This is a genomic window from Pseudomonas protegens (genome assembly GCF_003363755.1).
Lineage (GTDB): Bacteria > Pseudomonadota > Gammaproteobacteria > Pseudomonadales > Pseudomonadaceae > Aquipseudomonas > Aquipseudomonas danubii.
In genome coordinates, this window is the sequence record NZ_CP031396.1 from 2583996 (window position 1) to 2606139 (window position 22144).

Annotated in this window: 21 protein-coding genes; 7 read left to right on the forward strand and 14 right to left on the reverse strand. The window is 63.8% G+C overall.

The window, feature by feature from the left end; all coding sequences use genetic code 11:
• Positions 1–537: 537 nt before the first annotated feature.
• The 3 genes from DWF74_RS11485 (at position 538) to DWF74_RS11495 (ending at position 2576) form a co-directional block, all read left to right on the forward strand.
• Positions 538–1776, forward strand: a complete 1239-nt coding sequence (locus tag DWF74_RS11485; protein ID WP_115580980.1) for an MFS transporter — start codon at positions 538–540, stop codon at positions 1774–1776.
• Between the two features lie 215 nt (positions 1777–1991).
• On the forward strand, positions 1992–2270 hold the full coding sequence (locus DWF74_RS11490; protein WP_016966171.1) for a type II toxin-antitoxin system RelE/ParE family toxin: 279 nt from the start codon (positions 1992–1994) through the stop codon (positions 2268–2270).
• A 15-nt stretch (positions 2271–2285) separates the two neighbouring features.
• On the forward strand, positions 2286–2576 hold the full coding sequence (locus tag DWF74_RS11495) for a HigA family addiction module antitoxin (protein WP_115580981.1): 291 nt from the start codon (positions 2286–2288) through the stop codon (positions 2574–2576).
• Between the two features lie 3 nt (positions 2577–2579).
• On the opposite strand, the gene DWF74_RS11500 is transcribed toward DWF74_RS11495, so the two are convergent.
• Positions 2580–3131, reverse strand: coding sequence for a DJ-1 family glyoxalase III (locus DWF74_RS11500; RefSeq protein ID WP_115580982.1), 552 nt, complete (start codon positions 3129–3131; stop codon positions 2580–2582).
• Positions 3132–3193: 62 nt separating this feature from the next.
• Positions 3194–3643, reverse strand: a complete 450-nt coding sequence (locus DWF74_RS11505; RefSeq protein ID WP_102865416.1) for a DUF4879 domain-containing protein — start codon at positions 3641–3643, stop codon at positions 3194–3196.
• Between the two features lie 207 nt (positions 3644–3850).
• On the opposite strand from DWF74_RS11505, the gene DWF74_RS11510 reads away from it, so the two are divergent.
• Both DWF74_RS11510 and trmA read left to right on the forward strand, forming a co-directional pair.
• Positions 3851–5146 (forward strand): NCS2 family permease, encoded by a 1296-nt coding sequence (locus tag DWF74_RS11510; RefSeq protein WP_102865415.1) that lies wholly within the window; start codon positions 3851–3853, stop codon positions 5144–5146.
• Positions 5143–6222, forward strand: a complete 1080-nt coding sequence (gene trmA, locus DWF74_RS11515) for a tRNA (uridine(54)-C5)-methyltransferase TrmA (RefSeq protein WP_115580983.1) — start codon at positions 5143–5145, stop codon at positions 6220–6222. Before DWF74_RS11510 ends, trmA begins: the two co-directional genes overlap by 4 nt.
• A 207-nt stretch (positions 6223–6429) precedes the next feature.
• Here trmA and DWF74_RS11520 read toward each other — a convergent pair whose 3' ends face one another.
• The 9 genes from DWF74_RS11520 to DWF74_RS11560 form a co-directional block, all read right to left on the reverse strand.
• Positions 6430–7767, reverse strand: coding sequence for a TolC family outer membrane protein (locus DWF74_RS11520; protein ID WP_102865413.1), 1338 nt, complete (start codon positions 7765–7767; stop codon positions 6430–6432).
• On the reverse strand, positions 7764–9113 hold the full coding sequence (locus DWF74_RS11525; protein ID WP_115580984.1) for an HlyD family type I secretion periplasmic adaptor subunit: 1350 nt from the start codon (positions 9111–9113) through the stop codon (positions 7764–7766). Before DWF74_RS11525 ends, DWF74_RS11520 begins: the two co-directional genes overlap by 4 nt.
• Positions 9110–10894 carry a type I secretion system permease/ATPase gene (locus DWF74_RS11530; protein ID WP_115580985.1) on the reverse strand — a complete coding sequence of 595 codons (1785 nt, stop codon included), beginning with the start codon at positions 10892–10894 and terminating at the stop codon, positions 9110–9112. The genes DWF74_RS11525 and DWF74_RS11530 overlap by 4 nt, the downstream gene beginning before the upstream one ends.
• A 218-nt stretch (positions 10895–11112) precedes the next feature.
• The gene (locus DWF74_RS11535; RefSeq protein WP_115580986.1) at positions 11113–11727 is read right to left on the reverse strand and encodes a heme acquisition protein HasA; all 615 of its coding nucleotides are present in this window, start codon (positions 11725–11727) and stop codon (positions 11113–11115) included.
• 83 nt (positions 11728–11810) lie between these two features.
• Positions 11811–14516, reverse strand: coding sequence for a TonB-dependent receptor (locus DWF74_RS11540; RefSeq protein WP_115580987.1), 2706 nt, complete (start codon positions 14514–14516; stop codon positions 11811–11813).
• 132 nt (positions 14517–14648) lie between these two features.
• A complete protein-coding gene (locus DWF74_RS11545; RefSeq protein WP_115580988.1) occupies positions 14649–15662 on the reverse strand; it encodes a FecR family protein in 1014 nt (337 codons plus the stop codon).
• Between the two features lie 63 nt (positions 15663–15725).
• Positions 15726–16247 (reverse strand): RNA polymerase sigma factor, encoded by a 522-nt coding sequence (locus DWF74_RS11550; protein ID WP_102865512.1) that lies wholly within the window; start codon positions 16245–16247, stop codon positions 15726–15728.
• 121 nt (positions 16248–16368) lie between these two features.
• Positions 16369–16815, reverse strand: a complete 447-nt coding sequence (locus tag DWF74_RS11555; RefSeq protein ID WP_115580989.1) for a DUF2442 domain-containing protein — start codon at positions 16813–16815, stop codon at positions 16369–16371.
• Complete coding sequence (locus DWF74_RS11560) at positions 16812–17159, reverse strand: DUF4160 domain-containing protein (RefSeq protein ID WP_102865406.1); 348 nt, start codon at positions 17157–17159, stop codon at positions 16812–16814. Before DWF74_RS11560 ends, DWF74_RS11555 begins: the two co-directional genes overlap by 4 nt.
• Before the next feature lie 261 nt (positions 17160–17420).
• Between DWF74_RS11560 and aroQ the strand changes: the two genes are divergently transcribed.
• Both aroQ and DWF74_RS11570 read left to right on the forward strand, forming a co-directional pair.
• Complete coding sequence (gene aroQ, locus DWF74_RS11565; protein ID WP_102865405.1) at positions 17421–17870, forward strand: type II 3-dehydroquinate dehydratase; 450 nt, start codon at positions 17421–17423, stop codon at positions 17868–17870.
• Entirely contained in the window at positions 17867–18721 is an 855-nt protein-coding gene (locus DWF74_RS11570) for a shikimate dehydrogenase (RefSeq protein WP_115580990.1), read from the forward strand. The genes aroQ and DWF74_RS11570 overlap by 4 nt, the downstream gene beginning before the upstream one ends.
• 121 nt (positions 18722–18842) lie before the next feature.
• On the opposite strand, the gene DWF74_RS11575 is transcribed toward DWF74_RS11570, so the two are convergent.
• The 3 genes from DWF74_RS11575 to quiC all read right to left on the reverse strand — a co-directional run bounded on the left by DWF74_RS11575 (position 18843) and on the right by quiC (position 21875).
• Positions 18843–19067 (reverse strand): hypothetical protein, encoded by a 225-nt coding sequence (locus DWF74_RS11575; RefSeq protein ID WP_102865403.1) that lies wholly within the window; start codon positions 19065–19067, stop codon positions 18843–18845.
• 115 nt (positions 19068–19182) lie between these two features.
• On the reverse strand, positions 19183–19860 hold the full coding sequence (locus DWF74_RS11580; RefSeq protein WP_115580991.1) for a TetR family transcriptional regulator: 678 nt from the start codon (positions 19858–19860) through the stop codon (positions 19183–19185).
• 104 nt (positions 19861–19964) lie between these two features.
• A complete protein-coding gene (gene quiC, locus DWF74_RS11585) occupies positions 19965–21875 on the reverse strand; it encodes a 3-dehydroshikimate dehydratase QuiC (RefSeq protein ID WP_115580992.1) in 1911 nt (636 codons plus the stop codon).
• Positions 21876–22144 lie beyond the last annotated feature (269 nt).

The following is a 22144-nucleotide window of genomic DNA, read 5'->3' on the forward strand; positions in this document are numbered from 1 at the left end:
AAGGCCAGCGCCTACTGCCCCCACGGATATGGAGTTCGGCGAATTCGGATTCGTTCTTTTTTAAACCATCGCAACGTAGGGATTCTGGCCCTTGGGCCGCCACATCAAACCGCTGGAAAAGGTTTTGATCTGGGTCAAGCAACGTTAAAAGAGTAGTCCTATTTTCAGCGCGCAACTCTGTGGTTATTTGCCGCGTGACAGCTTGCCTCACCCCGCCAAACCCGGGGTTTTCCCGGCTTTTCCCCACACAAAACGCCTGTAGCCGCTGCTGAGCCTGCGAAGCTGCGAAAGGCCGGGCCGCGTTCGGTACGCAGGGTCTTGCCTGGCGATTGCCCGTCGAACCTGCGGCGTACTCAAGAGCCTGGCATCTCCTCCGGAGCCGTTCGCAGCCTGCGGCAGCGGCTACAAGGGTTGGCGGCCCGGCATGCGAGCAAAAAATCAGATAGATGCGCAGCTAACGATTTTCCCGCACGCCGCAACTATTGGTTACATCTTGGTGATAACCTCGTCGCACTCCCCGCTCAGATTGACCGCCCGATGCCCAGCCAAACGCCTCTGTTGCTCCGTCACCATCGCCCGTTCATCGCTTTCTGGCTGGCCCGGATCTTCACCGCCAGTGGTTTCCAGATGCTCACCGTGGCCATCGGCTGGAACCTCTACCAACTGACCGGCAACGTGCTCGACCTGGGCCTGGTGGGGCTGGTGGAGTTCGCCCCGCGCGTGCTGTTCATGCTGCACACCGGGCACGTGGCCGACCGCTACGACCGGCGCCGGGTAGCGGCGATCTGCCAGTCGCTGCAAGCCTTGATCGCCCTGGCCCTGGCCGTCGGCAGCCTGACCGACAGCGTGACCCGGGAAATGATCTTCATCCTGGCCTTCCTCCTCGGCGGCGCCCGTTCCTTCGAGATGCCCACCACCCAGGCCCTGCTGCCGAGCATCGTGCCAGCGGTGCTGTTTCCCCGGGCGGTGGCCGCCGCGCAATCGGCGCAACAGTCGGCGACCATCGTCGCCCCGGCCCTGGGCGGGTTGCTGTATGCCTTCGGCAGCGTCTGGGTCTACGGCCCCACCGTGGTCCTGTACCTGATCGCCTGCCTGCTGATGCTCAACCTGCCGGCCCGGCAGACGCCGCTAAACAAGGGCAAGGCCACCCTCGATTCGCTGCTGGCGGGGATTCGCTTCATCCGCAGCCGCCCGGACATCCTCGGTGCCATCTCCCTGGACCTGTTCGCGGTGTTGCTGGGCGGCGCCACCGCATTGCTGCCGGTGTTCGCCAAGGACATCCTGTTGACCGGCCCCTGGGGCCTGGGCCTGCTGCGTTCGGCGCCAGCGGTGGGCGCGCTGCTGATGTCACTGTGGCTGGCGCGTTTCAGCGTCGAGCGCAAGGTCGGGCGGGTGATGTTCACCGCCGTCGGCGTATTCGGCGTGGCCACCATCGCCTTCGGCCTCTCGACTTCGTTCTGGTTTTCCCTGGCGGTGCTGGTGGTGCTGGGGGCGGCGGACATGATCAGCATGGTGATCCGCGCGTCCTTCGTGCAGCTGGAAACCCCGGACGACATGCGCGGCCGGGTCAGCGCGGTGAACGGCTTGTTCATCGGTGCTTCGAACCAGCTGGGGGAATTTGAATCCGGGCTGACCGCCCACTGGTTCGGCACCGTGCCGGCGGTGGTGCTGGGCGGGGTCGGCACGCTGCTGGTGACCGGGGTCTGGATCAAGCTGTTCCCGACCCTGGCCAAGCGCGACCGGATGATCGAATCAGTCGAGCAATCCAAGGCCTGATGCCGCGCCGGGCGAGCGCGGCCAGGTTCAAGCCTCAGTGGCTGGGCTGAGCCTCAGAGACGGCTCGCCATTTCGCCGCCTCCAGCAGGTCGCTGTAGCCGGCCCTCTCCAACAACAATCAATGCACGCAACCACCTCGTAACAGCGTGTTGATCATTCTCTGCAATACAAAACCGCTACGAAGAGTGTAAGGTATCGCCTTACACTCACTCCCCATGATCAAGTCCTTTCAGCACAAAGGCCTGCGCGCCTTCTATGAAACCGGATCGACTCGTGGAATACGGGCTGAGCATGCACGCCGGCTGGCCCGCCAGCTGTCGTTCATGGATCACGCCAGCGAACCGGCAGACCTCAACCTGCCGGGTTGGCGGCTGCACCCACTCAAGGGCGACCTGCACGGCTATTGGTCTTTGGTGGTGTCCGGCAACTGGCGAGTGATCTTTCGTTTCGTAGGTTCGGATATCGAACTGGTCGATTATCTGGACTACCACTGAACAGGAGGCAGGATCATGCCCATTCACACCCCCCCCCACCCCGGTGACACCCTGCGCCTGGATGTCTTGCCTGAGCTGGGCATCAGCGTGACGGAGTTGGCCCGGCATATCGGCTATGCCCGCCCGCATCTGTCCAAGGTGTTGAACGGCCATGCGCCGATCCGCGCGGAACTGGCGGTCCGCCTGGAACGTGCCGGAATCGGCAAGGCCAAGGTCTGGCTGGCGGTGCAGGCCGATTACGACATCTGGCACACCGAGCAGGAGTTGCAACCGGTGATCGAGCCTATCGCGGCCCATGTCGGCTGAGCCCTATACCGACAACTCTGCTGCCACCTGGGCGCGCTTGCCGCGACCACACAGCGCCTCCACCAGGGCCAGGGCAAACGTCAGGGCCGCGCCGGAACCCTGGGCGGTGATGCAGTTGCCATCCACCACCACCGGCTGGTCGACAAAGGTACAGCCCAACAGCTGATGGCTGGCGCTGGGCAGGCAGGTCATGCGCCGCTGGCGCAGCACGCCATAGGCCTGCAAGGCCAGGGCCGGTGCTTCGGCGATGCCGGCGAAGAACCTGCCAGCGGCCGCCTGATCCTTGAGCAGCTGCATTAAGGGGTGATGGCCCGCCAAATGCTGGGCACCTACCGCGCCGCCGGGCAGCACAATCAGGTCGAAGCGCTGGGCCAGCACATCCACCAGCATGGCGTCGGCGGTCAGTCGGGTGCCGCGGGCGCAGGTGAGCATGCGCCGGTTTTCGACGCTGGCCGCCAACACCTCGATTTCGGCACGGCGCAGTACGTCGATCAGGGTCACGCTTTGCAGGTCATCAATACCTTCGGCAAGGGTGACCAAGGCTCTGAAGGTCATGGGGATGACTCCACAAGGAAGGTCTTTAGAGCTTAGTCAGCTTTGCCGAACGCCGTTCGGGGCTACCTGATGTAGATCTGCGCACTCAGGGTATTGCCCGGTGCGTTGATCGAGGTGTTGCTGAAGCTGAAGGTGCCTTCCTGCTTGCCCGCCAGGTCGAAGACATAGATGTAGCCCACAGTGATTCCCGAGTTGCCGCAGGGCACATAGGCGGAGCCGTCCTCGCACACCGGCGAGCGAGTGCCGTCGACCTCGAAACCGTCCAGGTTCACATGGGGCTCGCGGCCGTAGCCGATCTCCAGCACGTAGACCTTGATGTTCGGGCCGTTGTGGTCGCACTGGGTGCGTTCACGCCCATCGGAGACATCTTCCAGGCCGCAGGAAGGTGACAGCACCTTGAGAATCTCCACCTGGCTCAACGGCGGCGCCGAACGCGCCAGGGCCGGAGACGCCAACCAGCAGGCCGCTGCCCCCAGCAGCGTCAATGCTGTCATTTTCACTGTGCTGCGCATAAATCCCCCCTTAAAAGCAGCGCGCAGTATGCGCTACTTGCCAGCAGTGCAAAACATCGCCGACGATCGCAGCCATTGGCCCACGCTGCTGGTATGATGCGCGGCTTTTTCCGACCCAGAGCAAATCCACAGGCACCTTATAAAGTCTGTGCTTTGCTGTTGGAGTCGATACATTCACGGCGCCCGGCGGCGCCACGGGGAGCAGACATGCTGGAAAGGCTGTTTCAACTCAAGGCACACAACACCAACGTGCGCACCGAGATTCTTGCGGGCGTCACCACCTTCCTGGCCATGGCCTACATTCTCTTCGTCAACCCGAGCATTCTCGGCGAGACGGGCATGGACAAGGGCGCCCTGTTCGTTGCCACCTGTCTGGCTGCCGCCATCGGCTCCACCATCATGGGCCTGATCGCCAACTACCCGATCGCCCTGGCCCCGGGCATGGGCCTGAACGCCTTCTTCACCTACACCGTGGTCCTGCACATGGGCCACACCTGGCAAGTGGCGCTGGGTGCGGTATTCATCTCGGCGGTGCTGTTCTTCCTGCTGTCGATCTTCAGAATCCGCGAATGGATCATCAACAGCATCCCCCTGCCGCTGCGCTCGGCGATTGCTGCCGGTATCGGCCTGTTCCTGGCGCTGATCGCCCTGCACAACGCCGGCATCGTGGTCAGCAACCAGGCCACCATGGTCGGCCTGGGTGATCTGAAAAAGCCGGCACCGATCCTCGCCACCCTGGGCTTTGCCCTGATCGTCGCCCTGGAAGCGCTGAAAGTGCGCGGGGCGGTGCTGATCGGCATCCTCGCGGTGACCATTGCCTCGATCATCATGGGCTTCACCCCGTTCGCCGGCGTGACCTCGATGCCTCCGTCCCTGGCCCCGACTTTCCTGCAACTGGACATCAAGGGCGCCCTGGACATTGGTCTGGTGAGCGTGATCTTCGCCTTCCTGTTCGTTGATCTGTTCGACAACTCCGGCACCCTGATCGGCGTCGCCAAGCGCGCCGGCCTGATGGGCAAGGACGGCCACATGCCGAAAATGGGCCGCGCGCTGATTGCTGACAGCACCGCCGCCATGGCCGGCTCCCTGCTGGGCACCTCGACCACCACCAGCTACATCGAATCCGCCGCGGGCGTGAGCGCCGGTGGCCGCACCGGCCTGACCGCCATCGTGGTGGCGATTCTGTTCCTGCTGGCACTGTTCTTCTCGCCACTGGCGGCCAGCGTGCCACCGTTTGCCACCGCGCCGGCACTGCTGTTCGTGGCCGTGCTGATGACCTCGGGCCTGGCGGAAATCGACTGGGAAGACATCACCGTCGCCGCCCCGGTGGTGGTCACCGCCCTGGCCATGCCGTTCACCTATTCGATCGCCAACGGCATCGCCTTCGGCTTCATTGCCTGGACCGCGATCAAGCTGCTGTCGGGCCGCGCCCGCGAGCTGAACGCACCGCTGGTGATCCTGTCGATATTGTTCGTGATCAAGCTGGGTTGGTTCGCCGCATGACTTTTGACGCCGCAAGCTACAGCACCCAATTGAACGACAAGGTCACGCGCCTGCGTGACCTGCTGGCGCCCTTCGCTGCGCCCGAGCCCCAGGTCTTCGACTCGCCCCTGCAGAACTTCCGCCTGCGGGCCGAGTTCCGCCTGTGGCGCGAGGCCGGTGAACGCCATTACGCGATGTTCTCCCAGGACGACAAACGCACGCCGATCCTCATTGAAGAGTTCCCCATCGCCAGCCAACGCATAAACCAGTTGATGCCCCAGCTCAAGGCCGCCTGGCAAGCCAGCGCGCCTTTGAGCCACAAGCTGTTCCAGGTGGAGTTCCTCACCACCCTGGCGGGCGATGCGATGATCACCCTGTGCTACCACCGCCCGCTGGACGAGCACTGGCACAAGGCCGCGAGCCAACTGGCCGCCGACCTCAATGTCAGTGTGATCGGCCGTTCCAAGGGCAAACGCGAAGTCATCGGCCAGGACTACGTGGTGGAAAAGCTCGAAGTCGGCGGGCGTACCTTCAGCTATCGCCAACCCGAAGGCGCCTTCACCCAGCCCAACGGCACGGTGAACCAGAAGATGCTCAACTGGGCCTATGAAGCCCTGGGCGAACGCCAGGACGACCTGCTGGAACTGTACTGCGGCAACGGCAACTTCACCCTGCCCCTGGCCACCCGGGTGCGCAAGGTACTGGCCACCGAGATCAGCAAGACCTCGGTCAACGCCGCCTTGAGCAACCTCAGCGAAAACGCTGTGGATAACGTCACCCTGGTGCGTCTGTCCGCCGAAGAGCTGACCGAAGCCCTGAACGAAGTGCGGCCGTTCCGCCGCCTGCAGGGCGTGGACTTGAAGAGCTACGAATTCGGCAGCGTGTTCGTCGACCCGCCCCGGGCCGGCATGGACCCGGACACCTGCGAACTGACCCGGCGCTTCGACAACATCCTGTACATCTCCTGCAACCCGGAAACCCTGGCGGCCAACATCGCCCAGTTGCACGACACCCACCGCATCACCCGCTGCGCGCTGTTCGACCAGTTCCCCTGGACTCACCACATGGAATCCGGGGTCCTGCTGACCCGCCGCTGATTTGCCCCGCTGCCCAACGGCCGTCCTCGAGACGGCCGTTGTCATTCACGGCCGCCGATCCCCCTACCGCTTCCTGTAGCCGCTGCTGCAGGCTGCGATCGACTGCGAAGCTGGCGCAAACCTGACACCGCGGTGCATCAGGCACGTCTGCGTCGCCGGGTGTGCGGGGCGGCGCCCCGGTCGCAGCCTGCGGCAGCGGCTACAAGGTCAGCCCGCGGGTTGAAAGTACCCGGCCAGTTGCTGCAGGTCCTGTTCATTGAGCAGGCCGGCGTAATACTTGAGCTCAATCCGTGCCAGCAGGTAGGCATGCCGGGCATCCGCCAGGTCACGACGGGCAGTGAACAGTTGCTGCTCGGCGTCCAGCACATCGAGGTTGACCCGCTCGCCACCCTGCACGCTTTTGCGGGTCGCGGTCACCAGGGCCTCGGCTGAGCTGACGGCCATTTCATAGGCGCGGACCTTGGCCGCCGCACTGGTGTTGAGGTTGAACTGCTTGCGCAGCTGGTTGAGGGTGTTGGCGGTTTGCGCATCCAGTTCATATTGCGCCTGGGACAGCTGACTGGCCGCCTGGCGGGTCGAGGCCGAGACCGAACCACCGGCAAACAGCGGCAGGCTGACCTGGATACCCACGGTGTTGGTGTCGTACTGCTGGTTGTAGGTGCTCTCCGAATCAGAGCGGGTCTGCCGGCTGCTGGCGTACAGGCTGATCTTGGGCAGGTGCCCGGCGCGCTTGCGCTCCACTTCGTATTCCGCCGCCCGCAGGGCCTGCTGCTGGGAAGCCAGTTCAGGGTTGTTGGCCATGGCCAGGTCACGCCAACTGTCGAAGCGGTTGGGCAGCAGCGGCTGGATCTCGAACTGCCGGGTCAGCGGGTCCAGCTCGTCGATCTGCAACGGCTCGCCGACTATGGCTTGCAGCTCGCGCAGGGCCGCATCCTGCTGGTCCTGGGCCTCGATCTCTTGCGCCAGGGCCAGGCTCAAACGGGCCTGGGTCTCCAGCACATCGGTGCGGGTGCCCTCGCCGCCCTTGAGCAGACGTTCATTGAGCTGCAAGCGTTCGGCGTAGGCGCGCTTCTGTGCCCGGCTCAGCTCGATGCGCTCCTGGGCCAGCAGCGCCTGGCTGTAGGCACTGAGCAGGCGCACCGCCAGTTCCTGGCTCTTGCCGCGAAAACGCTCGTCGGAAAACAGCGCCTGGGCCGAGCCCTGGCGATAGCGCGCATAGGCCTCGTAGTCCAGCAGTGGCTGTTGCAGGGTCAGGGTCGAGGCGTAGCTGCGGTAGTCACGATCGGTGGTGACATCGCCACGAACCGTGTCCTGGGTCACCTCGGACTGGTTGCGCGAATTGTTGTAGCTCCAGGACAGGTTCGGCAACAGCCCGGCACGGCCGATGGCCCGGTTCTCTTCACCGGCATCGCGCTCCTTGATCGCCGCCTGGAAGGTCGGGTCGTTACGCAGAGCCAGATCGTAGGCATCGAGCAAACCCAGGGCCAGGGCCGACGGGCTGCTCAGCAGGCACAGCAGCGCGAGGAAGCAAAAGGCGCGAGTCATTCTTCCACCAACGCCATATGGGTCCGGTCCAGCAACGGCTTGAACAGGTAGTTGAGCATCGAGCGCTCGCCGGTACGGACAAAGGCCTCCACCGGCATTCCCGGACGGATCTGCAAGCCCTGCAACTGCTGCATGCCTTCGGCGCTGACCGTGGCGCGCAAGGTGTAATAGGGCTCTTCGGTACGTTCGTCGACCTGGCGATCGGCGGACACCAGGGTCACCTCCCCCGGCACCCTCGGCGTGGTGCTCTGGTTGAAGGCCGAGAACATCAGTTCCACGGGCAGCCCCGGGTGCACCTTGTCCACCAGTTGCACCGGCACCCGCGCCTCCACCAGCAGCGGCTCGTCCTGGGGCACGATGTCCATCAGCGGCTGGCCCGGCTTGATCACCCCGCCCTCGGTGTACACCTCCAGGCCCACCACCACACCGGCAGCCGGGGCGCGCACCTGGCTGTTGGCCAGTTCGAACTCGGCGGAGGCCAGGCGATTGCGCAGGTCTTCGGTGCGAATCCGGGTGTCGGCCAACTGGCTGCGCAGGTCTTTCTGGAAATCCTCGGAGGACTGGCGGATGCGCAGGCGCAGTTCGAGGATCTGCCGCTGCAACTGGCCGATGCGGCCGAAGTCCTCGGCGATCGAGCCGTCGATCTGCGCGTACAGGCGTTCGCTGTCCAGCAGGCGATTGCGTGGGATGTAGCCGTCCCGGGCCAGCTCCCGCAGGCCCTGCAATTGTTCGTTCAAGGCACTGCGCTGTTGCCGCTTGCTGGCCTGGGAATCCCGGGTACCGCGCAACTGCGCTTCGGAGCCGGCAATGGTCTCGGCAATGCCCTGTTGCTCCATGCTCAGGGCCTGGCGCCGACTGCTGAACAGCTGTCGTTGCAGGGCCAGGCTGGCGGCCACCTCAGGTTCGCTCGCCAAGGCCTGGAGCTGTGGATCGAAGACGATCTCGCTGGCGCCATCGCGCTCGGCATTGAGTCGCGCTTCGCTGGCCAGGGAACCCAGGTACTGACTGCGCAAGGACTGCATCTGGGTGCGCAGCGGGGTCTCGTTGAGGCGCAGCAACACCTGCCCGGTGCTGACCCGGTCGCCCTCCTTGACCTCGATCCGCTCGACGATGCCGCCGCTCTGGTGCTGCACGGTCTTGCGATGGCCCGAGACCATGACCTTGCCCGACACCGCCACGCCCTTGTCCAGCGGCGCCAGGGCGGCCCAGCCGATAAACCCGGCAAAGCCTCCCAGCACCAGGAGCCAGCCGAGGCGTGAATACTTCCTTTCGTCCAGGACCAACACATTGTTCGCTGCGGGCCCTGGGGCAGGCGCCGTGCGGCCTGTGGATAACCTCGCGTTCATGCTTTCTTCCCTTCGCCGCCGGCCACGCCCAGTCGGTAATTCATGTTCAGGCTGGTCACCGGATTGCTCACCGGTACCGCGGGCGGCGGCGCGGCCTTGGCCTTCTGGTTCGCTTCCAGCACCCGCGCCGTCGGGCCGAAGGCTTGCAGCTGGCCTTCGCGCAGGATCATCAGCTGGTCGGTCAGGCTCAGCACATTGGGTTTGTGGGTGATCAGTACCAGGGTCCGCTGCCGTTGCTTGAGTTGGCCGATGGCCTGCAGCAGCGCCTGTTCGCCAGCTTCATCAAGGTTGGAGTTGGGTTCGTCGAGCACGATCAGCGCCGGCAAGCCGTACAACGCGCGCGCCAGGCCGATGCGCTGGCGCTGCCCGCCGGACAGCCCGGCACCACCCTCACCCAGGCGCGTGTCATAGCCCTGGGGCAGTTGCAGGATCAACTCATGCACCCCGGCCATTTGCGCAGCCTGCAGGACCTGATCGGAGTCCAGCGGACCGAAACGCGCGATGTTCTCGGCAATGCTGCCGGCGAACAGTTGGATGTCCTGGGGCAGGTAGCCGATATGCGGGCCCAGTTGCTGCTTGTCCCACTGGGCCAGGTCTGCGCCATCCAGGCGCACCTTTCCCGTCAGGGGCGTCCAGGCACCGACCAACAGCCGGGCCAGGGTGGACTTGCCGCAACCGGAAGGGCCGATCACCCCCAGGACCTGGCCGGCCTCCAGGGTGAAGCCGAGGTTGCTCAGGGCCGGACGGCGACTTCCCGGGGCACAGGCACTCAATTGCTCGACACTCAACTTGCCCTTGGGCGTCGGCAGGCTCATGCGCACCGGCCGTGGCGGGTTGGCCTGCAACAGCTCGGACAAGCGCTCGTAGGCCAGGCGCGCCGAGCTCCATTGCTTCCACACCGCGATCAACTGGTCGATGGGGCTGAGCACCCGGCCCATGAGGATCGAGCCGGCGATCATCATCCCCGGAGTGATCTGCCCCTGCACCGCCAGCCACGCGCCCAGGCCCAATACCAGGGACTGCAAGGCCATGCGCACGCCCTTGGACCAGGCGCTGATAGTGGCGGTCTTTTCACTGGCCAGGTTCTGCTGAGCGAGAAAGCCCTGGTGACCGACGAACCAGCGCTCGCGCAGCGCGCCGAGCATGCCCATGGCTTCGATGGCGTCGGCGTTGCGCAGGTTGGCCGTGGCCTGCTGGCTGGTGATGATCGACAACTGGCTGGCCTGGGCCAGCGGTGCCTGGCAGATATGCTGGTTGATCCAGGCCAGCGCCACCAACAGCAGCGCACCGCACAGGGCCAACAGACCGAGCCAGGGGTGAAAGAGGAAGATCACCAGCAGATAGACCGGGAACCAGGGCGCGTCGAAGAAGGCGAACAAGGCATTGCCGGTGGCGAACTGGCGCAGCGCGGTCAGGTCATTCAAGGCCTGGCCGGCGGCCTGGGGGCTGCCCTTGAGCTGGGCCTCGAACGCCGCGTCATACACCCGCTGGTTCAGGCGCATGTCCATCTGGGTGCCGAGGTGGATCACCACCTGGCTGCGCACCCACTCCAACGCCCCCATCAGGCCGAACAGGCCGAGGATCATCAGCGTCAGCATCAACAGGGTCATCTGATTGCCCGAGGCCAGCACCCGGTCGTAGACCTGCAGCATGTACAGGGCCGGGGCCAGCATCAGCAAATTGATCACCGCCGAGAACAGGCCGATGTTGAAGAAGCCGCCCTTGTAGGCCGTCAGGGCCGCCAGCGTCTCGGAAGCGGCAAGTGGATTCGGCCTGCTCATCAAGGTGTCCTGTGCAGAGTTTAGGGATACAGGGTCTTCCGCTCAGGCAGAGCGGAACGACAAGAGGCGCGCCCGGTGCGTTGACAGGCACCCCGGCGCTCCCCAGAATTTGCCACCGCCGCCGCCCTGGCCTTCGAAAACTCGGGCGACGGAGGTGAGTCAGACCAGCGAATGGAGGAGCGATCCTGCATTCGCTTTTTTATGCCTCAAGCCAGCACTCAGGCGGCCAGTGCCCAGTCCTGGGCCACGTCCTGCACACCCACCAGGCCGACATCGGCTGCGGCGGCAGCTGGGGTGACGTGGGCCACACCGGCGGCGGCCAGGTCGTCGAAAGTGGAGTTCACCGACAGGCTTGGGTCGATCGCCTTGAGCAGGGCATCGATCTCGCCGGCCAGCGCCGAGCTGTCGCCGCTCATCAGGCCGTAGACCACCTTGTGCACTTCACCGGCACGGCCTTCATCTTTCAGGCTGTTGAGGCCCAGGTTGCTGAAGCTGACTTCCTGGCTGACCAGGTGGTAGTTGCTGCCCGAACCACCGGCGAGGGTGTCGCCCAGGGAAACGCTGTCCAGCGAGCCCCACAGGGTGTGGCTCGGGTTGCTGAACAGGGTGTAATGCAGGTTGCCGTCGGCCACGAAGGCGGCGTCGCTGGCGGTGCTCTTGATGGCGTACTGGGTGCCGTCGAACGGGCCCGGGTTGAAACCACCGGTATTGGTGCCATCAACCACTTCGCCTGGGCGGTGGTTGACGTCGCCGAAGTAGGCCGACCAGTCAGTCAGGTATTGCGCAACAGTGTTACCGCCGTAGGTAGCGCTGTAAGAGATCGAAATGCTCATGCAAAACTCCAATACATTAGGTGGGTCAGGTCCGCAGCACGCCAGTGCCTGCTGCGGTTTTGCCCTTCAATGGGCAAAAGCGGTCAGAACTGATATTCCACGGTGCCCTGCAAGGTGCGGCCACGGCCGAGGGTGAAGGCCAGGACATCGCCGAGGGGCACCAGGTAGGCGCGGTCGGTGACGTTTTCCATGGCCAGGCGCAGGGTCAGTTCTTCAGTGGCGCGGTAGCTGCCATACAGGTCGTAGACGGTGTAGGGCTTCCAGTCGGCCGGGTAGACGCCGGTCTGGCTCACGGTGCCGGTCGCCGAGCCGGCGATCGAGTAGCCGGCGCTGTAGCGGGCCCGGGCACCAATATCCAGTTTGCGTTCGAAAAAGCGCGCGCCCAGGGTCAGGGTGCCGCGGTCCATGGGCATGTGTTCGGCCGAACCGAGGATCGCGGCGTTGCAGCGGCTGGCATTGTTGGCCGCCTCATCGGGACGCATGCCGGTGACAATCGCGCCCCGCCCTGTGCCGTTCTTCACCGGCTGGGTCACCCCTCCCAGCCAGGCGGTCTTCATGCAGAAATCGTTGTCGCCGATCATGTGGGTGTAATTGAGCTGGCCGTAGGCGCGACCGGCGTCATAGTCGAGCTGGTACTCGACGCCCTTGAAGCGGGTGCTGCTGAGATCGTTGACGTAGGCGCTGTTGCCGATGCCGGGTGAGCCATAGCCCGGGGGCTGCACGCCCATGGCCATATAGATGAAGTCATCGACCCGGGTATCGAAGTAGGCCACCTTGATGCCCAGGCGGTCATCGTTGAACCAGAGGTTTTCCTTGAAGACGTTGACCCCCGCTTCCCAGGTGGTGGAGCGCTCTGGCTTGAGGAAGGGGTTGGGAAAGGTGCTCTCAGAACCTCCACCATGGGGGCGTCCGGTGATCATGGTTTCGGTCACCGCCGGTGGCCGCCAGCCCTTGCCATAGCTGGCGAACAGTTGCAGCCACTCGACCCCGGGCTTGACCGACAGGCCGAAGGTCGGCGAGAAGCGCCCTGCCTGGTTGTCGATGTCATAGGCCACCGGCACCGAGATTTGCTGGGGCGTCTTGCCGATCACGAAGGTGCGGGTGTTGATTCCGGTTTCGCCGCGCAGGCGGTAGCGGTCGTAACGCAAGCCGGCATTGAGGTTCAGCCAACCGTCGTAGTCGAAGTCCAGGCGGGTGAACAGGCTACCCAGGGCTCGATCGCCCTCGGGGGTCATGCTCGCCGCAGGCGAGGCGCTGACCGCCGAGCCCTTCGGCACCGGCTGGCTGGAGTCGGGGCGGACCTTGTCGTAGAAGAACTCCAGGCCGTAGTTGGCCTTCAGCGTGGACAGCCCGCCCAGGGCAAAGGTCGACGTGTTCTGTGCCTGGGCGCCATAGGTATCGGTCTGGTAGGTGATCGAGTAGCCAGGGCTGCTGCGGCGGGTCAGGGTGCTCTGGTCATTGCTGTTGTCGACGTAATAGAGCTTGGCCTTGAAGTCGATCAGCGGGTTGTCCGGGGTGTAGCTGTAGTCGAGGCCGAAGTTCTGCGAATGCACATCGCTGCTGCCGAGCTTTTCCCAGAGCTGATCCTTGTTCTCGGTGTTCATCATGTTGGCGTCGTCGTAGGACACCTCAGTGGTCAGGTAGCTCAGTTGCAGACGCTGGTCCTGGGGCAGGTTGAGCCCCAGCTTGACCAGGCGCGAGCGCATCACCGAAGCGGAATAGGCCACCTTGGAATGCTTCACCCGATCATTGATCGACGGGTCCATCCAGCTGCCGGTGCGCAATTCGCCAATGCCGCCACGGGTCCCCGGCTTGTAGTCCCCCAGGTGTCGTTCACTGGCGGCCAGCAGCATGTCCCAGACTTCGGTGCCGATGGCGAAGGCGGAACTGCCGATGAAGTGGGTGCCGTTGCGGCGGCCGCCCAAGCCGGTGGTCAGGCGAATTCGACCACCGATCTCCTGGCCGGGCTTGAGCAGGTCACGGGCCTCGATGGTGCGAAAGTTGGCAACCCCGCCAATGACGCCGGCGCCGCCCATGGTGGAGGTGGCGCCCTTCTCTACCACCACTTCGGAGAGCAGCTCGGGGTCGACATAGAGCGTTCCGTTGCGCTGCTGGTGGCCGCTCTGCTGATAGTTCTGGCGCATGCCGTCCACCGACATGTTGACCCGACCATAGTCCTGGATACCGCGGATGTTCACCGACACGCCCGGGTCCTGCTGGCTGAGCGCCGAATACACGCCGGAGGTTTCCTCCAGCATTTCGGCGGCATGCCGCGGTGGATTGCGATCAAGTTGCTCGCGCCCGACCACGCTCACCGAGCGTGGCGCGTTGTACACCCAATCGCTCTGCCGCCCTTCAAGGTCACCGGAAATCGTGGTGGGGACCAAGGCCAGGGCGCCATCACGTCCGGTTTCCACCCGACTCAGGGTCACCTGGCGCTCGCCGCTAAAGCGGTACTCCACCGGCGCATTGCCCAGCAGCCGGGCCAGTCCTTCCTCGGCGCTGTAGCGGCCCTTGAGCGGCGAGCTGTGCAAGCCATGCAGGCGCAAACTGTCGAACAGCACCTGTACCCCGGCCTGCTCGGCAAAAGACAGCACCGCACTGCCGAGGGCCTGGGCAGGGATATCGAAATCCAGTTCGCGTGGTTGCTGAGCACTCTGCGGGGCTAGGCCCACGGGCTCTGCTGCGTGCAACAAACCGCCTCCTGCCAACAGCCCTGCTACGCCCAAGTGAATGGCCAGGGCCAGACGACTTGCGGCGTGAATTCCAGTGCGACTGCCTAACCTCATGTTCCTGATTCCTGCGCTGGCTACTTTTAGTGCATGCGAATGCATCTCAATTAGCTAGACGTGCCAGGCAGGAAAACTCAGTAAGGTTTTTTCAGTTATTTTTCGCCGAAGGTGAAAAAAGGCCCGCAGGCCTCAATAAATCAGGCTGACGCCGGCCAGGTCGAAACGCTGCACCTGCAACTCCTGGGTGAGGGTGACCAGGGCCGCGTCGAGCATATCCAGACGGAATACACCGCTGACCTGACGCTGGGCCAGGGCACTGTTGGCCAGCACCACTCGCCCGGATCGATAGCGATTGAGGCGCTCCACTACCGCGCTCAGGGGCTGGCGGTCGAACACCAGGACGCCGCGCCGCCAACTGGTGGCGCGCTGCAGGTCGAGCCCATCAAGTGCCACCACCCCCGACTGCGAGTCATAGCGCACGCTCTGTCCCTCTTGCAGAACCCGCTCGGAAACGCCGCGTTGCGCCGGGGTATCCAGGCTCACGGCGACACTGTGCTGCAACACCCCAACCCAGGCTTGTTGATCGCTCTCGCGCCCGACCACAAAACGGGTGCCCAGGGCCCGGGTCTGGCCGCTAGCGCTGTGCACGATGAAAGGTCGTTGCTCCTCACCGACCATGGGCGCCACATCAAACACTGCGGAGCCGGCCAGCAATTGGATCTGACGCTTGTCGCCGCTGTAATCCAGGCGAATGGCGCTGCTCGAGTCCAGCTCCACTTGGCTGCCATCGGCCAGTTGCACGGTGCGCACCTCGCCCTTGCCGGTCTGGTAGTCGGCCTGCAGGTACAGCAGTGCCTGCGGCCCTTGCAGCCAGCCCAGGGCCACCGCCAGAACCAGCATGGCCGCACTGGCGACCCGCACCAGCCGGCGTCGACGGCGCGGGCGCTGTATTGTCGCCGCAGGCCGTTCCACCTGGCGTCTTGGTGGGGCAGTGGCCGCCAGCTCGGGGTCCAGGCGCAGCTCGCCCAAGGCCTCCCAGGTCTGCCGGGCAAACACCAGAGCCTGGGGATGACGCGGGTCCTCGGCCTGCCATTGGGCAAGCTGCGCCTGCTCGGTGGCGCTCAGGCCTCCCGCGTGCAAACGCACCGCCCAATCGGCGGCGGCCTCGGTGATACTGCGCTCTTGCGGACCCTGGCTATTCACGTGTGAATCTCGATTTCTCGTTATATATAAGCAGTGACGTCTGACCCCGACTTTTACCGTAACTCACTGGTCAACCGGCCGACCGTCGGTAGCCTGCAGGCGTTGCATCACATAAGCCAGCGCCCGGGACAGGTGCTTTTGCACCGAGCTGTCGGAGATATTCAGGTGCCGGGCCACCTCGGCGTGGGTCATGCCTTCGATACGGTTCAGGCGGAAGATTTCCTGAGTGCGCGCAGGCAGCTCCGTGATCGCCTGTTTCAGTGCCTTGCGCTGTTGTTGCGCCATCGCCTGAGCCTCCAACCCGGCCGCCTCATCCTCGATGTCGGCCAGCACTTCATGGGGCACGGTCTCGGTCTTGCGCCGCGCCTCCTGACGTACATGGTCGATCAGCAGGTTGTTCGCCGTGCGGTAGAGATAGCCCTGGGAGTTGTCGATCCGCTCACCGCGCGTTTGCTCGGCCAGCCGCAGAAAACTCTCCTGCACCAGATCTGCGGCCAACTGCGGGTCCCGTACCTTGCGCGCCAGGTACCCACGCAAGGTCGCGGCATGCTTGAGAAACAGTCCCTTGAGATCCACGTCCGACAAACCGACTCCCTGGAACATGAAGGAAATTGCCGGCATCTTACGGTCAGTCGAGAATGATTTTCAATTGATATCAGTATTCATTAGCGATCGCTTACACCAGCTACCAGCCGCTTTCCAGGACCTAGGCTGGCACCTCGACCTTGCGCGGCCGGCCGCCCTTCTTGCCGTTCAGGCGCGCCGCCCGAGCCTTGGCCGCGCTGCTTTGCCGACCGTTGCGGGAGGCGACCAACTGGGTCGCCAGTTTCATCAGCGGCTCGCTGGCCGACAGCAGCCCGACCATCGACACCTGCAGGTCCAGGGCCTCATGGCACACCGCCGTGGCGGAAAAGCCCAGCTGCAGTTGCTGCAACTGGGTGTCGCTCAGCGCCGCCAGCTCCGGATAGTTGTCCACAGGCAAATGAATCGAGCTGCCATCGGCAAAGCCCAGGCACAGGCACCCGGCCGCATAGCTCAAGGTACTGACTTGCAAACCCGCGTCGTGACGCGCCTCACCACGTTCGACCGCTTGATCCAGCTGCTCCTGGGTCAAGGGCACATCGACGGGCACCGCTGCTTTGACGACTTTCATAGTTCGATCTCCACTCCTTGCGCCGCACCCACCAGGGTCAGGCGAGTCAGGTTTCGTTGTTCCTCGTAGTGCGCTGACTCGATCAGGTACACCCTGCAGCCGGCGCTTGAACCTTCCACCACGGCGTTCGCTTGCCAATCCCACAACTGCTGCTCAAGGCACAAGGTGCGCAGCTTGCTCCACCCGATACGCCGAGCCAGATGCACCCGTTGCTTCAAGGCCTGGCGCAAGCCTTCAAGGACTGCCAGTGCCGGGCGACGGCCATGGGGGACAACGTCCCAGAGCTCGACACCGTTGTGCCAGAAGCTGAAGCGAAAACGGGCACTCCAACGACCGCCATCCAAGTGAGGTGACCTGCTTGAGGTTAGTCCCGGAGAAGGTCAGGAAGGCCTCCGGGCAGCCGCAAAGTCGTCAGCATTTATTGCCGGGCAAGGCCTCGCCACGGCCATCGCCCATAACAGCGTTCGGTTATCGAACACTTAATCAGCCTTCCCGGGTTCCGCTCTCGGCCATCAATTGACCAAATTAACCAGTTAGTACAATTTACCTCCCCAGTGCCTCGTACCCGCTCCCGAGGCTGACAATAACAACGGAGATCTACCCCCATGCGTCCTATCGTTCTGGTGCTTAACGGCCCGAACCTGAACCTGCTCGGCAGCCGTGAACCTGCCACTTACGGCCACGAAACCCTGGCCGATGTCTCGGCCTTGTGCGGCCGTGCCGCCGAGGAACTGGGCCTGGCCGTGGAGTTTCGCCAGACCAACCACGAAGGCGAATTGCTCGACTGGATCCACGCCGCCCGCGGGCGCTGCGCCGGCATCGTGATCAACCCCGCCGCCTGGACCCACACCTCGGTGGCGATCCGCGATGCGCTGGTGGCCAGTGAACTGCCGGTGATCGAAGTGCACCTGTCCAACGTCCACGCCCGCGAACCCTTCCGCCATCACTCCTTTGTCTCGGGTATTGCCCTGGCGGTGATGTGCGGCTTTGGCAGCCACGGCTATCGCCTGGCGCTGGAACACTTCAGCCTGCGGTTCAAGGAGCAAGGTCTATGACAGGCCATACAGGCGTACTCGCCGGACTGATCGGCGCCGGCATCCAGGCTTCACGCACCCCGGCCCTGCATGAACACGAAGGCGACGCGCAACGCCTGCGCTACCTGTACCGGCTGATCGATCTGGACCAGCTGGGGCTCGACAGCAGCGCCCTGCCCGACCTGCTCAGCGCCGCCGAACGGATGAACTTCACCGGCCTGAACATCACCTTTCCCTGCAAGCAGAGCATCTTGCCGCTACTGGACGAACTGTCCCCGGAAGCTCGCGGCATCGGCGCGGTCAACACCGTGGTCCTCAAGGACGGCAAACGGGTCGGTCACAACACCGACTGCCTGGGGTTTGCCGAAGGGTTCCGGCGCGGTCTGCAAGGCGTGGCCAGGCGGCACGTGGTGCAGATGGGGGCCGGCGGCGCCGGAGCGGCAGTGGCCCACGCTCTGCTCAGTGAGGGTGTGGAGCAACTGAGCATTTTCGATGTGGAAAACCAGCGGGCGCAGAGCCTGGCGGACAACCTCAACCAGCATTTCGGCGCCGGTCGGGCCAAGGCCGGCACCGACCTGCCCAGCACCCTGGCGAGCGCCGACGGCCTGGTGAACACCACGCCCATGGGCATGGCCAAGCTGCCGGGCACGCCGGTGCCGGTGGAACTGCTGCGGGCGGAGCTGTGGGTCGCCGAGATCGTCTACTTCCCACTGGAAACCGAGCTGCTGCGCAATGCCCGCGCCCTGGGTTGCCGAACCCTGGACGGCGGCACCATGGCGGTGTTCCAGGCGGTCAAGGCGTTCGAGCTGTTCAGCGGTCAGAGCGCCGACCCGCAACGCATGCTGGCGCACTTCCACAGCATGAATGGCTGAAATACGCCTGTAGCCGCTGCCGCAGGCTGCGACAGGCCCCGCAGGGGCCTCGGCATCCGTCAGGACGCTGGCGAGCCTGCGGCTCGTTCGCAGCCTTCGGCAGCGGCTACAGGTACTGCGTTTACTCGGGCTTGAGCTGCAGGCGCGCGAGCAGGCCGATCAACAGCACGTTGAAGAGAATCATCAGCAGACTGCCGAACAGGCCCACTACATTGATCAGCGAGCTCGGCAGCCAGTCGAACACGCTGAAACCGGTCAGGGACAGCAGGCGCTCACCGAACCAGAACGAGTCAACGACGATCATCAGGATCAGGATGATTTTAAGCGTTGGGACGGGGTTACCCATGGTGCCTTCCTTGTCGTGGGGGATGATGCGAGAGCCGGGGTGGCGAGGCGATCTTACGGACGCTTTCGCCAGCAAGCCAGCGCCTGACAAGCCAACCCGGCCCTAAAGCTCCGGGTCAGGCCTGCAGGTAGCGCAGCACCGATTCGCAGATCATTTCCCGGTGCCGCTGCTTGATGGCTTCGTCCGGCAGGTCGATCTGGAAGATCTCGCCAAAGGTATGACGGTTCGACACCCGATAGAAACAGAACGAGCTGATCAGCAAATGCACGTCCAGCGGGTCCAGGCCGCTGCGGAACACGCCTTCCTGCGCACCGCGCTCAAGGATCTCGCCCAGGGCATGGAGGATGGTGTTGTTCATCGCCTTGATCACGCCGGACTGCTTGACGTACTCGCCCTTGTGGATGTTCTCGATGCTGACGATACGCACGAAATCGACATTGCGGTCGTGGTGGTCGAAGGTGAACTCCACCAGCCGGCGAATCGCCTCCCGCGGCGCCAGCTCGGCCAGATGCAGGCGGCTCTCGGTGCTGCGGATATCGCCGTAGAGTTTTTCCAGGACTTCGACGTACAGCTGCTCCTTGCTGCCGAAGTAGTAATAGATCATGCGCTTGGAGGTATGGATGCGCTCGGCGATCGCATCCACCCGCGCACCGGAAAGTCCCTGCTGGACGAACTCGACAATGGCTTCTTGAAGGATGTTCTCGCGGGTTTTTTCCGGGTTGTTCTTGCGACTCTTGCGCGGTTCGAGAGCAGGCTCATCGGACGCAATCGAGCGTTCACTGGTCATTGTCATTCTGGGCTCACGGCCATCACTGAACACGCGGGCGATTATGGGCCGCGTCCAGTCGCGAAAGAAAGCACAGAGGCGGTGGATTACCGCCTCCGGTTACCAATGCGCTACAACTTGGCCTGGCGCACCGCGCCACTGCGAGACTTGGCCATGGCCGCCAGACGCACCGCAACGTTGGCCGCACCATAGCCGGCGTAGCCGTTCTTGCGCTGGATGATCTCGAAGAAGAACCGCCCCTCGAACGGTTCGGTGTAGACGTGAAACAGCTCGCCGCCCTGGGCATCGCGGTCATACAGGACGTTGTAGTAGGCCAGTTCGCTGAGAAACTCGTCGTCGAAATCAAAACGCGCCGCCAGGTCGTCGTAGTAATTGAGCGGAATATCCAGCAGCGGCACTCCGGCCTGCTTGGCCCGGCTGACCTCGGCAAAAAGGTCGTCGCAGTCGAAGGCAATGTGATGCACCCCGCTACCACGATAACTGGACAGCGCGTGGGAGATCGCGGTGTTGCGGTTCTCCGAGATGTTCAGCGGCAAGCGGATCGAGCTGCAACGGCTGCGCAGGGCGCGGCTTTTCACCAGGCCATAAGGATCGGGCAGCACCACTTCATCATCGGCCTCGAAATCCAGCAGGCTCTTGTAGAACAGCGCCCAACTGTCGAGGCTGTCCGCCGGCAGGGCCATGGCCATGTGGTCGATACGCTTGAGGCCGCCCTTGGCCTGCACACCGTCATGCATGTTGAAGTCGGTGTCGTACAGGTGCTGGCCGCCCTGCTGCGGGTCCACCAGATAGATCAGGCTGCCATCGGGCTCGCGCACCGCCGCCAGTTCCAGCTCGTTGGGGCCTACAAGCCCGCGATAAGGCTGGCCCTTGTAGGCCACCGCCCGCTCCAGAGCCTTGGCGCTGTCCTTGACCCGGATGGCCGTGGCACACACCGAAGGGCCATGGGCCTCGAAGAAGCTGTGGGCGAAGGAATAGGGCTCGGAGTTGAGGATCAGGTTGATATCGCCCTGGCGCATCAGGCTCACGTTCTTGGAACGATGCTGTCCGGCCTTGGCAAAACCCAGGCGTTCCAGCCAGCTCCCCAGCTTGGCGCCCAGGGCATCGTCCACCGCGAACTCAAGGAACTCGGTGCCGCCATAGGCTTCAACCGCTGGCGGGGCGAACAGCGTGTCCAGGTTGGCCACCGGCTGCGCCTCCTGCAGCAGGCGCTCGCGGGTCTTCTCCTCCAGGTACAGCAAGGAGCGCAAGCCGTCGGCGGCATTGGCCCGCGGCGGCGCGGCGCGAAAGCCGTCGTTGAAGATTTCCAGGGACAGCGGCCCGGTGTAGCCGCTCTTGATGATCGGCGCCAGAAAGCCCGGCAGATCGAACTCGCCCTGGCCCGGAAAACAGCGGAAATGCCGGCTCCACTCCAGTACATCCATGGCCAGGATCGGCGCATCGGCCATCTGCACGAAGAAGATCTTGTCCCCGGGAATCTCGGCAATCGCCGCCGGGTCGCCCTTGAGCGACAGGGTATGGAAGCTGTCCAGCAACACCCCGAGGTTGGGGTGATCGGCGCTGCGCACGATGTCCCAGACCTGTTGATAGGTATTCACGTGACGGCCCCAGGCCAGGGCTTCGTAGCCGATGCGCAAGCCGCGCAGCGCGGCCCGTTCGGCCAACAGGTGCAAATCATCGATGAGAATCTGCCGGTCCCCGAGGCTGTCGGCCTGGGCGTTGCTGCACACCAGCACCAGGTCGGTGCCCAGCTCCTGCATCAAGTCGAACTTGCGTTCGGCACGTTCCAGGTTGCGCGACAGGCGATCGCGGCGGCAGCCCTCGAAATCCCGGAATGGCTGGAACAGGGTGATGGCGATCCCCAGGTCGGCGCACATCTGCCTGATTTCCCGAGGGCTACCGTCGTAATAGAGAAGGTCGTTCTCGAAAATCTCCACCCCATCGAAGCCGGCGGCGGCGATGGCTTCGAGTTTTTCCGGCAGGGTGCCGCTCAAGGAAACGGTGGCAATGGAACGCTGCATGATTGAACTCCCGGGGGATGACGGCCGGTGGCACCCGAGCCTTTTATTCGATGTTGCGGATTATTCCACAGCATGATTTAAAGTGTACGAACCAGTTAGTTTTGTGTTCGATTATCGAACAAAAAGCCGCTTGGCGAATTGACGATTTTTCAGCCACTGCGCACCATCGACAGCACATTGAGCCGCCCCAAGAAACCGTGGCTTCAATCACCCAGACCCAGAACACACCATAAAAATTTTAAAAATCGGGTACATCCTCATGCTTGCAC